This window comes from Bacillus cereus group sp. BfR-BA-01330 (genome assembly GCF_022663885.1).
In the GTDB taxonomy this organism is placed as follows: Bacteria; Bacillota; Bacilli; order Bacillales; family Bacillaceae_G; genus Bacillus_A; species Bacillus_A cereus.
Genome location: NZ_JAKUGK010000001.1, coordinates 862,348 through 874,455, shown reverse-complemented (window position 1 = coordinate 874,455; position 12,108 = coordinate 862,348). Strand labels below are relative to the sequence as shown.

The window sequence follows — 12,108 nt, the reverse complement described above, 5'->3', positions numbered from 1 at the left end:
TAAATTAATTTAATTTTGTTGTTACCCTTTAATTTTCAATTATATATTCATCATCATATTTATCATATTGTAGCCCTTCCCCTATCTTTGACTCCGTAACTTGATCTCTTAAAAACGGTGCAGCTTCCATTTTGCTAGTTGCAATTTCAATTCCATATTTTTTCGTTAAATGAGCTAACTCTATTAAAAACCACTCTCTTCGCAATGTAACTGGAATATCCAATGTTTTTCTTTTCATATATAATAGCACCTCTTTTATTTTCATAACTTAAAAACATCACTGGATGTACTTATTAAAACTACCTTTCACCGCTAACATCCAATGAAACATTATAGTATATGCATGTCCATTTCAAACGTGCTATCACAAATATGATATTTAAGTTTACATAATTATATTATGTAATAGTAGAAAAGGAAGGCATGTCCCTTCCCCTTCTACTATAGAGATTTAAATTAAGAACATCTTGGTACACCTAAAGCTAAAAATAAACCTGCTACTCCCGCAGTAATCGGTACTTTTAACGTAATAACATCGTCTACCTTCGTTACTAAAAAGTAAGCATTACCTTCTTGTAATATACAAGTTACCAACAATTGAAATTCCATTCAAATCTCCTCCTTTCAATCGATATACTATAATTTATGAAATCTCTTTCAAAACGTAATAGGATATATATCTATTTTTCCCTATATATAAAATAAATGTTTATAAGTCTAGTAAAAATATTAACTTTCTAAATTTATATAAAACGTGTAATATCCAATAAGTTCCTATATAATCAATAAGAAGAATCTTACAAATGGAGGTATGAAAATGACGATTTTAAGTAATATTGGTGCAGCTTTATTTTTTATTGCTTTTATTCTTTTAATCTTATGTATTATTTCATTCTTTAAGAAAAATGGAAAAGCAAAACAATATGGACGTCCTACCGTTATTCTTTTTATGATTTCTATTATATTAATAACGGCCGGTACAACAAAATCGGAACACCCCGTCGTCGAGTTTTTTTCTACTTTAAGTTTCATTCTATTTATATTCTTCCTTGTTCTAGCAATCTTATCTGTTATTAAGAAAACAGGTGTAGCGAAAAAACAATTTATTATTACAGCCGTATTATTTGTCATTTTTGTTGCGCTATCAGGTATTTCAGATCCTTCTTCTGAAAAAACGACAGCAACTAGTACAAAAGTTGCTTCTAACAATGAAGAACAGAAAGATAGCGAAAAGAAAAAAGAGGCGGACGAAAAAACTCAAAAGCAAGAAGATGAGAAGCGTCTAGCCGATGAACAAGCTCGTAAGCAAGAGGATGAAAAACGTCAGGCTGATGAACAAGCCCGTAAACAACAAGAAGAGCAAAAACGTCTAGCCGATGAACAAGCTCGTAAACAACAAGAAGAGCAAAAACGCCTAGCTGATGAGCAAGCTCGTAAACAACAAGAAGAGCAAAAACGCTTAGCTGATGAGCAAGCTCGTAAGCAACAAGAAGAGCAAAAACGCTTAGCTGATGAGCAAGCTCGTAAGCAACAAGAAGAGCAAAAACGTCAGGCTGATGAACAAGCTCGTAAGCAACAAGAAGAGCAAAAAGCACAGCAAGCTCAAACACAACCTGCTTCAGGAAATACTAGTAGTGCATATTACAAAAATTGTGCCGCAGTTAGAGCTGCCGGGAAAGCTCCTCTATATAAAGGACAACCAGGTTATGACTCACATCTTGATCGTGATGGCGATGGAGTTGCATGTGAAAAATAGTAATAAAATATTCCGACTAATTATTCGTCACTTTTTAGTATCGTACAAGCAATTAGACAAGAATCTGCGAAGAAAACAATTGTGTTGGAAACTGATAAGCTAATGAATTTTACGATAACCGCAACATTATGGATATATATAAACCAGTTGATTGCGAGAAACTAGTTTAATAAAGTTTCTATATGGGATATTCATTCAACCAACTTAGCGCTTGTTCATAATCATCAAAAAACTTCACAGATTCTTTTATATTGGCTTGCTGTAAATAATTCATTATCTCCCCCTCTTCAAGGAGAAACGCAATTGCCTTACTGTGATTCAAAATAGTTTCATTGAAGAACTTATCTTTCCATGCTTTTTGAACAGAAAAATGATTTGGCGTGTATCCTTTTCTATCCACCAACAATTTGTATTTCCGTCCTTCGGAAATGAATTGCTGACAAACTTGCTCAAAACCATTAAACCATTCATACACATCATCTGTTCTTATATTTCCAATTAAATGGGTAATAATTAAATCTCCTGAAACTGTTGTGCTGATATTCTGTTTATTCAATTTGAAATCATCTCCCTTAGTTACAATTATGCGTAAAAATCTCATAAAGTAAAACTTTAATCAGTGGGGGGTTTTACTAGCTAGGAATAAAACTACAAATCATTATTTACTGTATTGCTCTTAGTTACGGAAACAATTATACTAGATGTAATTGAAATAAATAATCTGAATATTCTCAGAATTTAAGTTAGACCTTTACTATCTACATATAGAATTAGAAATATGTCCACTAAATTGATTAGAAAACGATAATAACATTAGGAGGATTACGATGCCCCAGCTTGATTCATTACATCCCACTGTAGAAAAAATAATCAATAATATTGAAAAAATAATGGTCGGAAAACGAAAAGAAACAATCTTAGCTTCGACAGCTCTCTTAGCTGAAGGTCATGTGCTATTAGAAGATGTTCCTGGTGTCGGGAAAACAATGCTAGTACGTGCTCTTTCTAAATCCATTGATGCTGATTATAAGCGAATTCAATTTACACCTGATTTATTGCCGTCAGATGTAACAGGAGTTTCTATTTATAATCCGAAAGAGCTCCAATTTGAGTTCAAGCCTGGACCAATTATGGGGAATTTTGTACTTGCTGATGAAATTAATCGTACATCTCCAAAGACACAATCTGCTTTACTTGAATGTATGGAAGAAGGCAATATTACAATAGATGGCATTACAAGACCTTTACCAAAACCGTTCTTTGTCATGGCTACACAAAATCCGGTCGAATATGAAGGAACATATTCTCTACCAGAAGCTCAGCTCGATCGTTTCTTATTGAAACTAAAAATGGGATATCCTACACCAGAGGAAGAATTTGAAATTTTAAACCGGATGGAAAAAACAAATCCACTCTCTCAATTACAGACCATTACTACAATAGAAGAATTAATTTATTTACAACAAAGCGTACGGGTAGTAAGTATGGACAAAGCAATTAAGCATTACATTGTAAAGCTTGTTAATCAGACTCGTACGTACAGTTCTATACAGTTAGGTGCAAGTCCACGTGGCTCGATTGCTTTAATGAAAGCTTCACAAGCTTATGCATTTATCCATGGCAGGAATTATGTTATTCCAGACGATGTTAAATTTTTAGCTCCTTACGTTTTAGCACATAGACTCATTCTAAAAATGGAAGCAAAATTTGAAGGAATAACAAGAGAACAAGTTATCGGAAAAATCGTTGCACGAACTACCGTGCCTACTCAAAGGACGATGAATCCTTGATGAAACGAATGCTGCGAGCGCTATATCACGTTATGAAGTTATTGCTACTCCCTTTATGTCTAGTCTTAACATTTGTGTACGCTATGCTTCAAGGAGGGTTTGTCAGTTGGTTTTTGTTTTACAGCATAATTCCCATTGCTCTTTATTCGCTACTACTCCCCTTCTACGCTTTACGGGACGCTGAAGTAAAACGAATAACAAACCAAAATGGATATGTAGTAGGAGAACAATTTGTAAGCACGATTACAATAAAAAGAAAATTTCCTTTTCCCTTACTTTATTTAGTTATAGAAGATGAACTGCCACCACAATTTATAAGTTGTAAACAAACAAAGATGAATAAGGTAGTACTCTTCCCAGGATTGAAACGAAATATTTCGTTTCAATATGTTATTGACACAATCCCTAGAGGCGAGCACACTTTTTCAAGCGTTCGTGTCAAAACTGGCGATTTATTCGGCATGATAGAGAAAGAAGTGACTTTTTCAGTTCCAGATACATTTTTAGTCTATCCCCAGTATGTAGATATAGCATATCGACAATTGGAAAATCATTTCGAACAAGGAGCGCTTTCAGCAAATATAAATTCAGCAAAAGACTCTACAATCTCTGTCGGTGTCAGAGACTATAAACCTGGTGATCGCTTTTCATGGATTGATTGGAAAGCAACCGCAAGAACAAACAACATTATGACGAAAGAGTTTGAACAACAGCGCAGCCATAATATTATGATATTCATAGACAGAACTGAATCCCCTCTATTCGAATCAGTCGTCACATTTACTGCCTCTATTGTCAGGGCTGTCTTGAAGCAAAATTCACCGGCGTCATTTGTGTCTGTCGGAAAAGAACGAACTTTTTTCCCTTTAGACAATGGAGATAGTCAGTTGCAGCAAATCTTTTGTCATTTAGCGAAAGTACAAGCAGACAGTGTATTCCCGCTCTCCCAGAGTGTAGAAATGGAACTAAGAAAAATTTATGAGCCCGTCACGGTTATACTCGTGACCAGTAATCTTTCTCCCGATATTCAAAAGTCGGCTGATTGTACTGCTATAAAAAATAGAAAATGTATGGTTTTTGTCGTGAAAGAAAAAGCGAATCAACTTTCACACCGAGAAATCAGTATAATAGAAACTCTAAAAAAACGACAAATATTTGTAAACACGGTTTATGAAAACCGGTATACAAACGTGTTTTTTGAGGTGAGCAAATGATAACATTACAAACAAAATACAAGTGGGATACGAACAGATTCTTTATGCATGCATGTGTATTTCTTCTTTTACTAGAATGGCTAAGACCTCTTATAGGCATTACAAATGTAGGTAGATTAGATATTTTCGTAACATTTATAGGAATTTGCTTCGCTCTCTCTTTTTTTCAGACGAGGTGGCAGATTCCAATAAAAATTGTCACAGTCCTATTTATCATTCATTCCCTATATTATAAAAATGCTTTTATAAATCCATCTTGGCTAACAACATTCTTTTCTGATATGTCTCGAAATTCCTCCCTATTTTTCCAAGGGAATTTACTAGATATTTCTCCAGTTTTTCCGACGGTTTTATTTTTTCTCTCATTTTGGTTTTTGAGTTCTTTCACTTCATTTTGGATTATTCATAAAAAACGTGGGTTTCTATTTCTTGTATTGACTATTATTTATATCGCAACTTTTCATAACTTACATTTATACAATGCAAACTACGCTATTATTCGAACTGTTTTCGCCGGATTTTTTATGCTTAGTCTTCTTCAAGTAGAACGAATAAAAGAGCGTGAACACTTACAAAATTATGCTAGGGAAATCTCAAAATTACTTAGACCACTTACAATATTTATTGTATTATTAGCAACCATCGCATACTTTGCTCCAAAATTTGGCCCTCAATGGCCAAACCCAATGGATTTTTTAAAATTCAACACATCTGAAGCAAGTAAAGAACAAAAAGTTTCTACAATTGGGTATGGTTTAGATGACTCGCGATTAGGTGGTCCTTTTAAGGCGGATCCTACAATTGTTTTCACAGCACGAACGCAAAACAAACACTATTGGAGAGTAGAAACAAAAGATTTCTATACAGGAAAAGGCTGGGAAATTTCTGAAAATCCGAAAAAGATTTCTTTTAAAAATAAAAACGACGTCGTAAGCTGGTACGAACAAAATACAAAAACGGAAACGACTGAGGCAACAATTACCATGCAAAAAAGTTACCCTCACCTTACCTATCCAGCAGGATTAGTATCAGTTGAGGCTTCTTCTGATGTATCATACAGTGTTGACCCGTTTTCAGAAAAAATTTATACAATGAATGAAGACTCTTCTACTACTTTACATTCGTATAAAGTAACATATGAGATCCCTGAGTTTTCCATAGAAAACTTGAAAGCTGTAAAAACAAATGAAGGTCAAGAAACAAACCCTTATTTTATGACAAAGTACACACAACTTCCCGAGTCATTACCACAGCGCGTAAAAGACTTGGCTGTCAATCTTACAAATGATAAAGACAACCGATATGATAAAGTATTAGCTATTGAAAATTACTTCACAGACAACTCTTTTACATACGAATCAACGAATGTCTTATTCCCTGCCAAAAGCCAAGATTATGTAGATCAATTCCTTTTCGATACAAAAAGCGGCTACTGTAATAATTTTTCGACGTCTATGATTGTACTACTTCGTTCTGCCGGGATTCCTGCTCGCTGGGTAAAAGGCTATACAGAAGGAACTCTTGACAATACACTTGCCTCTGCAGAAGGTGCGGATGTTTATACAATCACGAACGATAACGCACACTCTTGGGTCGAAGTATATTTCCCAGGATACGGATGGATTCCATTCGAACCAACAAAAGGATTTACCAATCCCTATAATTTTATAAATAATACGCCTGCTCCTATTTCACAAAATAGCGAAGCAAATAATTCTAATAACGAGCAAATACAACAACGAAATAATGAAGCAAAACTTAAAAGTTTAATAGAAAATACAGAAGAAGCTTCTACTAAAAAGGTCACAAATTCTAAAACTAGTTTTTCTTGGTGGTACGTATTCCTCTCTACGATACTAATTAGTATTATAGGATACATTCTCTTCACCACTAGAATGAAATGGATGACATTTCTTATTATTCATTTCTATAAATACCGAAAAAATGATGCTGTTTATCAAAAAGCTTACGGTGCACTTTTAAAACAATTTGCGAGAATTGGCATACCACGGGGTGAAAGTCAAACATTCCGAGAATACGCTCTCCATATCGATACACTTTACAACTCGGCCGATATGCAACAACTTACTGCCAGTTATGAGAACGCTATGTATCAACAGGGGCAGGCTACGGTAGAATGGAAGAAATCCGTACACTTATGGGAAGTACTTATGAAAAAAGCAGCTTCTCCACCTAAATCAGATGGCTTTGATACAGTTATTTAATCTTGAAAATTTGAGTTTAAAGAAAACGTCTCAAAGAACTACATTGTTCTTTGAGACGTTTTTTAATAAAGTGAAACTCCTACTTATTCCCCAAGCACCTTCTCAATCTCAACCTCTAAATCTACCGGCTTCGTCTGCGGAGCAAAACGCCCTACTACTTTCCCGTCTTTTCCGATTAAAAACTTCGTAAAATTCCATTTCACTGCTTTCATACCAAGTAAACCTGGTGCTTGTTCTGTCATGTATGTATATAGAGGGTGAGCCTTATCACCTTTCACATCAACCTTTGCAAACATCGGGAAGTTTACACCGTAGTTTAATTCACAAAAACTAGTAATGTCCGCTTCTGTACCTGGTTCTTGTCCCCCGAATTGGTTACAAGGAAATCCGAGTATTTCGAGTCCTTGGTCTTTATATTTATCATATACCTCTTGTAATCCTTTATATTGTGGTGTGAAACCACATTTGCTAGCTACATTGACAATAAGAAGTGCTTTTCCTTTGTAATCTTTTAACGATTTTTCTTCACCTGTAATTGTTTTAGCTGAAAAATCATAAACTGTCATTGTCTTTGCCCCTCTCTTCACTATCATTCTATGTTTATACTATACTACATTCGTGAATATACAGCTCTTATTACGTACTTATAAGTTGTAATGATAGCGCTTTATTTCTGTTCAAAAATTCGACACAAACTACTAGACTTTTATGATGGAAAGTTTTACAATTAAAATGTGAACAAAATGTGACAGTTTATATTCCATTATAAAAGAAAAGGATGGTGTTCATTATGAAAACTGCACAACATGAAACGATTTCAAATCGCGAGTTTTATTTCGTACTATATATGATGTTATTGTATGTTACTGGCTGGATAATCGATGTAAATGGTTTATTCTTAAGCTCCTATTTTAATTTAGCAGGAGAAATTATGCTTCCATTAGTAGGCGGGATTGTTGGACTGTTCATTATGTCTATTAATAAACAACAAACGAAATAATAATATTACAAAAAGGCAGAAGACGAGCTTTCGTTTTCTGCCTTTTTTCTATTTTAGCGTATAATAGAAACATGCAGTATATAAGGAGTGGTAAATATGAAAAAAGTAGAGCAATTATCTTCTCACCTATATCTTATTGATGATTTCGATTTACAGCATAATGAACGAACAGGTACGTACGTTTTATTAGGTGACGATATTACTTTAATTGAAACTTGTGCAGCCCCTTCTCTTCCGTATATTTTAGACGGCTTACAACAATTACATATTGATTTAAACGATGTTAAAAACATTATCGTTACACATGTGCATTTAGATCACGCTGGCGCAGCTGGTTTAATGATGGAACAGTGTCCAAATGCTACGTTATATGTGCATTCTCGTGGTGCTCGTCATATGATTGATCCAACAAAACTTATTTTAGGTGCAAAAGCTGTGTACAAAGAAGATTTCGATAAACTTTTTGATCCAATTCTTCCAATTGAAGAAGAACGTGTTCATATTGTACAACATGGTGATACGTTACAAATTGCAGAAGACCGCATCCTTACATTTTATGATACACCGGGACATGCTAAGCACCATATTAGCATTCACGATTCATTAACAAACGGTATTTTCACTGGCGATACAATTGGAATTTATTATAGAGAACTTGCAGACCTTGGTGTAGAACTGTATCTACCATCAACGTCTCCTTCACAATTCCAACCAGATGCGATGATTGCTTCTAAAAATCATATTCAAAGTATGAATGTAGATACTATTTATTTCGGCCATTACGGCGCATCATCCAATGTTACAGAAGTATATAACCAACTGGAGCATTGGTTACCTATTTTCGTTCATACTGGTAAAGAGGTCTTTGAAAAATATAATGATTTCGATGAGGCTACTAAAGCTTTGCAAACTTTGTTAATGGATAAAATCTCTTCTCATCTTACAAAGTTAAACGTTCCATCAGATCATTCCGTTTATAATATTTTACATTTAGATATAGAAATTAGCGCAATGGGCATTATTGATTATTTCACGAAGCAAGAAAAAGCAAACTCCACTATTAACTAACAGTAAAAGAAGAGATATACAACAGTAGTTATTGTATATCTCTTCTTTTTTTGAATATATTTTGAGTAAAGGATGGTGGAATATAATGCAAAAAGTGATGCTATACCTCTGCTTCACATTATTTATCGTCTTATTATTATTTGTAGGAGTAAAAATTCAATTTTATTTAGATACAGATGCACAAGTGAACTTTAACGTTTATCCAAGATTATTCTACTTTACACTCTTCCCTCTTATAGTTGGCATTTTATTACGATTCCTTCAATCTATTAATCGCGAAACGAGTAAACAAAACTGGAGCTTTCAACCGGATAAATTTATTGCTATTACAGTGCCTACACTATTCATTTCCTTTTCCCCAGCACTACTCTTTTCACCACTTGCCGAATACCTACCTTATTTAGTTAATATTATTCTAATAAATACAACTTTTGTTACGATTATTAGTTTAATAGCTGGTTATTCCCTTTTAGATTGTTTTATACAAAAGGATTATGCAACGATGAAAAAATATAATTGAATACTTTATTTTCTTTCAATAAAAAAAGCTCGAAGCTAAAGCTTTGAGCTTTTTACTTATCGCACCTTTTCATTTACATACTCCATAAACTGCTCTGCTTTAATAAATCTTTCTTTGTACGCCTCAGGTACTTCTTCTACTGTTATCCCTCCACTCGATTTCGTTTTTACTAACACAGTTTGATGTGACATTAATGCCTCCATATATTGTTCATACTCTTCAGGAGTTAGTACTTCTTTACTAGATTTATGGCCATTTAATTTATCAAAATACGGATGAAGCTCCATTACTACCTTTTTCAATTCCTCTTTTTTAGCTGGTGATAATTGATCATAATCTATATTACCGTTCGAATCTCCGTACGCAAGCTTTGCATTAGTTAATTTTTTCAGTTCTTTTGTAAACTCTTCATATTCCTTCGCACCCATTTCATCTTTCGCTTCTGATAATTTTGCATTAAAACGCATATACGTTTCTAATGTCATTGCTCCGGCATGTTTTTTTAAATTCTCAAAAGATCCATATATACCATCCGCCATAATAGATTGGTACGCAAAACCTGTCGTCGGGATTAAAAGAGCTGCTGCAAGTACTCCTGCGATAAGGCGTTTCTTCCTCTTACTCCCGCCGTGCTTCATTTTTATTTGCACGATTACTTTTTCTTTTAAATCCGGCGGGGCAACAATACCCTTTGCTTCTTCTTGTATAGATTCCCTAACTCTACAATCTAAACTCATTTCACATTCCCTACCTCTCCTAAAAAAATTTCTTCTACTTGCTCTTTTTGACGTAGTTTCTTTAATGCCGCATGAATTCTAGATTTCACTGTACCGATTGGAATATGTAATATTTGTGCTACTTCTTCTTGTGAATAATCGTGTAAGTATCTTAAGATAATAACTTGTTTCAATTTATACGGTAATTTATGAATGAGTTCGATTAGTTTTTGGTTTGATATTTTACTTACAACATCGTTAGAAAAATCAATTTGCACTGGCTTTCTTTGCTCTTCTGCTTTTTTTATAATTCGTAGTCGCATCCACCTCTTTCTTCTATAAGAATGAATTTGTTTAATCGCAAGCCCAATTAGCCAAGGGCGAAATGGCTTCTCGCTATCATATTTACGAAGCGATTCATATAGCTGTATGTATACTTCTTGAACGACATCATCTACATCCGTTTTATCTTCAATTAAAAAATGTGCTGTTTTATATACTTCTTGAATCGTTACATCATACAATTCGCTATACGCTTCTTTATTGCCTGATAAAGTTAATTGAATTAAATGTGCGTAATCTATTTCACCCTTCATATTCCAGCCCTCCTTTGTCTTACACTATATATTGGCAGGTAATTCATATTTCGTTCGATTTTTCCGAAAAAGTTTTTTATATAAATTAATATAATGATCCACTGAGTTCATAAGCTTCACTTATAACCACACATAACTATTATATAATTTTCCAATTTCTGATAAAGATTTAAAATAATTTATATAGTCAAATTTAGGAGGACATATAATGAAAGCTATCGTTGTAACGTCGTTCGGTGGTCCTGAAGTGATGAAATATACAGATTTTGATATACCGGCTATTTCAGAAGATCAAGTTTTAATTCGCGTAGTTGCTACTAGTGTAAATTTCGCTGATATTAAATCACGTTATGGCAAAAAAGGAAATAAAGCACTACCTTTTATTCCAGGTATAGATGCCACTGGTATTGTAGAACGTGTCGGTTCTCATGTGAAAAATATTCACCCTGGACAACGTGTCATTGCTTTTCCTCAAAATGGATCTTACGCAGAATACGTTGTTGCAAATGAAAATCTTACTTTCGTATTACCCCATGAAGTTGACTTTCAAGCTGCAGCCGCTTGTCCAATCGTATCCTTTACAAGCTATAATTTACTCGCAAATGTTGCAAGAATTCAAAAAGGTGAATCTGTACTCATTCATGCAGCTGCTGGCGGGATTGGTACTACCGCAATTCAACTTGCAAAACTATTAGGGGCTAGAACAGTTATCGGTACTATCGGAAGTGAAACGAAAAGAAAAATCGCTTTAGATGCTGGAGCTGATTATGTAATTTGTCATCAAACTGAAGATTTTGTAGAGAAAGTCAATGAGCTGACAAACGGAGAAGGAGTGAATATTATTTTGGACTCTATTTCTGGAACTGTTTCTGAAAGAAGTTTAAACTGCCTTGCTTTTTACGGTCGCCTCGTTCATTTCGGTAATGCTAGCGGTGAAATTGGTAACTTTCAAACGAAAGATTTACATGCAAGTTGCCGCTCTATACTTGGTTTTAGCTTTGGAACCACACGAAAAAAGCGTCCTGAACTGCTCCAAGAAACTGCAAATGAAGTTTTCCGTTATTTGCGTGACGGACGTTTACAAATTAAGGCTACGAAATCTTTTCCACTTCAAGATGCAGGGAAAGCACATGAATGGGTCGAAAGTAGAAAAAGTACAGGGAAAGTAATACTAACTGTTCAGTCCTCTTACTGAAATGAATACTGGAAACAGAGGTGGCATT

Annotated in this window: 14 protein-coding genes; 8 read left to right on the top strand and 6 right to left on the bottom strand. The window is 34.4% G+C overall.

The genetic code is table 11. The features are described 5' to 3' along the window. Positions 1–28 precede the first annotated feature (28 nt). Positions 29–238 carry a hypothetical protein gene (locus MR112_RS04510; protein ID WP_000824208.1) on the bottom strand — a complete coding sequence of 70 codons (210 nt, stop codon included), beginning with the start codon at positions 236–238 and terminating at the stop codon, positions 29–31. Between the two features lie 218 nt (positions 239–456). Then, positions 457–609, bottom strand: a complete 153-nt coding sequence (exsG, locus tag MR112_RS04505) for an exosporium protein ExsG (protein ID WP_000395679.1) — start codon at positions 607–609, stop codon at positions 457–459. A gap of 208 nt (positions 610–817) precedes the next feature. On the opposite strand from exsG, the gene MR112_RS04500 reads away from it, so the two are divergent. Then, positions 818–1,756 carry an excalibur calcium-binding domain-containing protein gene (locus tag MR112_RS04500; protein ID WP_226368557.1) on the top strand — a complete coding sequence of 313 codons (939 nt, stop codon included), beginning with the start codon at positions 818–820 and terminating at the stop codon, positions 1,754–1,756. 178 nt (positions 1,757–1,934) lie between these two features. On the opposite strand, the gene MR112_RS04495 is transcribed toward MR112_RS04500, so the two are convergent. Beyond that, entirely contained in the window at positions 1,935–2,357 is a 423-nt protein-coding gene (locus tag MR112_RS04495) for a SpoIIAA family protein (protein ID WP_078404081.1), read from the bottom strand. 226 nt (positions 2,358–2,583) lie between these two features. Here MR112_RS04495 and MR112_RS04490 point away from each other — a divergent pair, with 226 nt between their 5' ends. Genes MR112_RS04490 through MR112_RS04480 form a run of 3 tightly spaced genes read left to right on the top strand, consistent with a single transcriptional unit; the run spans position 2,584 to position 6,985 of the window. Next, entirely contained in the window at positions 2,584–3,546 is a 963-nt protein-coding gene (locus tag MR112_RS04490) for an AAA family ATPase (RefSeq protein ID WP_226368558.1), read from the top strand. Further along, positions 3,546–4,760: a DUF58 domain-containing protein gene (locus MR112_RS04485; protein ID WP_226368559.1), complete on the top strand. Its 1,215-nt coding sequence runs from the start codon at positions 3,546–3,548 to the stop codon at positions 4,758–4,760. Before MR112_RS04490 ends, MR112_RS04485 begins: the two co-directional genes overlap by 1 nt. Next, entirely contained in the window at positions 4,757–6,985 is a 2,229-nt protein-coding gene (locus MR112_RS04480; RefSeq protein WP_226368560.1) for a transglutaminase TgpA family protein, read from the top strand. The genes MR112_RS04485 and MR112_RS04480 overlap by 4 nt, the downstream gene beginning before the upstream one ends. Positions 6,986–7,068: 83 nt before the next feature. Here the strand turns inward: MR112_RS04480 and bsaA are convergent, their stop codons facing one another. Beyond that, positions 7,069–7,551, bottom strand: coding sequence for a glutathione peroxidase (gene bsaA / locus MR112_RS04475; RefSeq protein ID WP_000219440.1), 483 nt, complete (start codon positions 7,549–7,551; stop codon positions 7,069–7,071). A 224-nt stretch (positions 7,552–7,775) separates the two neighbouring features. Between bsaA and MR112_RS04470 the strand changes: the two genes are divergently transcribed. The 3 genes from MR112_RS04470 (at position 7,776) to MR112_RS04460 (ending at position 9,573) form a co-directional block, all read left to right on the top strand. Then, on the top strand, positions 7,776–7,985 hold the full coding sequence (locus MR112_RS04470) for a DUF3925 domain-containing protein (protein WP_226368561.1): 210 nt from the start codon (positions 7,776–7,778) through the stop codon (positions 7,983–7,985). Positions 7,986–8,081: 96 nt separating this feature from the next. After that, complete coding sequence (locus MR112_RS04465) at positions 8,082–9,053, top strand: MBL fold metallo-hydrolase (protein ID WP_242244813.1); 972 nt, start codon at positions 8,082–8,084, stop codon at positions 9,051–9,053. An 85-nt stretch (positions 9,054–9,138) separates the two neighbouring features. Beyond that, positions 9,139–9,573 (top strand): hypothetical protein, encoded by a 435-nt coding sequence (locus MR112_RS04460; RefSeq protein WP_242244812.1) that lies wholly within the window; start codon positions 9,139–9,141, stop codon positions 9,571–9,573. 56 nt (positions 9,574–9,629) lie between these two features. On the opposite strand, the gene MR112_RS04455 is transcribed toward MR112_RS04460, so the two are convergent. Further along, positions 9,630–10,310: a DUF3600 domain-containing protein gene (locus MR112_RS04455; protein WP_078186667.1), complete on the bottom strand. Its 681-nt coding sequence runs from the start codon at positions 10,308–10,310 to the stop codon at positions 9,630–9,632. Next, positions 10,307–10,885, bottom strand: a complete 579-nt coding sequence (locus MR112_RS04450) for a sigma-70 family RNA polymerase sigma factor (protein ID WP_000675556.1) — start codon at positions 10,883–10,885, stop codon at positions 10,307–10,309. The genes MR112_RS04455 and MR112_RS04450 overlap by 4 nt, the downstream gene beginning before the upstream one ends. Before the next feature lie 208 nt (positions 10,886–11,093). Between MR112_RS04450 and MR112_RS04445 the strand changes: the two genes are divergently transcribed. Continuing rightward, positions 11,094–12,080 (top strand): quinone oxidoreductase family protein, encoded by a 987-nt coding sequence (locus MR112_RS04445; protein WP_242244811.1) that lies wholly within the window; start codon positions 11,094–11,096, stop codon positions 12,078–12,080. Positions 12,081–12,108 lie beyond the last annotated feature (28 nt).

Coding starts and splice junctions, on each gene's coding strand:
- MR112_RS04470 (WP_226368561.1), top strand. CDS start 7,776: ATGAAAACTGCACAACATGAAACGATTTCAAATCGCGAGTTTTATTTC.
- MR112_RS04450 (WP_000675556.1), bottom strand. CDS start 10,885: ATGAAGGGTGAAATAGATTACGCACATTTAATTCAATTAACTTTATCA.
- MR112_RS04500 (WP_226368557.1), top strand. CDS start 818: ATGACGATTTTAAGTAATATTGGTGCAGCTTTATTTTTTATTGCTTTT.
- MR112_RS04485 (WP_226368559.1), top strand. CDS start 3,546: ATGAAACGAATGCTGCGAGCGCTATATCACGTTATGAAGTTATTGCTA.
- MR112_RS04510 (WP_000824208.1), bottom strand. CDS start 238: ATGAAAAGAAAAACATTGGATATTCCAGTTACATTGCGAAGAGAGTGG.
- MR112_RS04495 (WP_078404081.1), bottom strand. CDS start 2,357: ATGAGATTTTTACGCATAATTGTAACTAAGGGAGATGATTTCAAATTG.
- bsaA (WP_000219440.1), bottom strand. CDS start 7,551: ATGACAGTTTATGATTTTTCAGCTAAAACAATTACAGGTGAAGAAAAA.
- MR112_RS04460 (WP_242244812.1), top strand. CDS start 9,139: ATGCAAAAAGTGATGCTATACCTCTGCTTCACATTATTTATCGTCTTA.
- MR112_RS04465 (WP_242244813.1), top strand. CDS start 8,082: ATGAAAAAAGTAGAGCAATTATCTTCTCACCTATATCTTATTGATGAT.
- MR112_RS04490 (WP_226368558.1), top strand. CDS start 2,584: ATGCCCCAGCTTGATTCATTACATCCCACTGTAGAAAAAATAATCAAT.
- MR112_RS04480 (WP_226368560.1), top strand. CDS start 4,757: ATGATAACATTACAAACAAAATACAAGTGGGATACGAACAGATTCTTT.
- MR112_RS04455 (WP_078186667.1), bottom strand. CDS start 10,310: ATGAGTTTAGATTGTAGAGTTAGGGAATCTATACAAGAAGAAGCAAAG.
- exsG (WP_000395679.1), bottom strand. CDS start 609: ATGGAATTTCAATTGTTGGTAACTTGTATATTACAAGAAGGTAATGCT.
- MR112_RS04445 (WP_242244811.1), top strand. CDS start 11,094: ATGAAAGCTATCGTTGTAACGTCGTTCGGTGGTCCTGAAGTGATGAAA.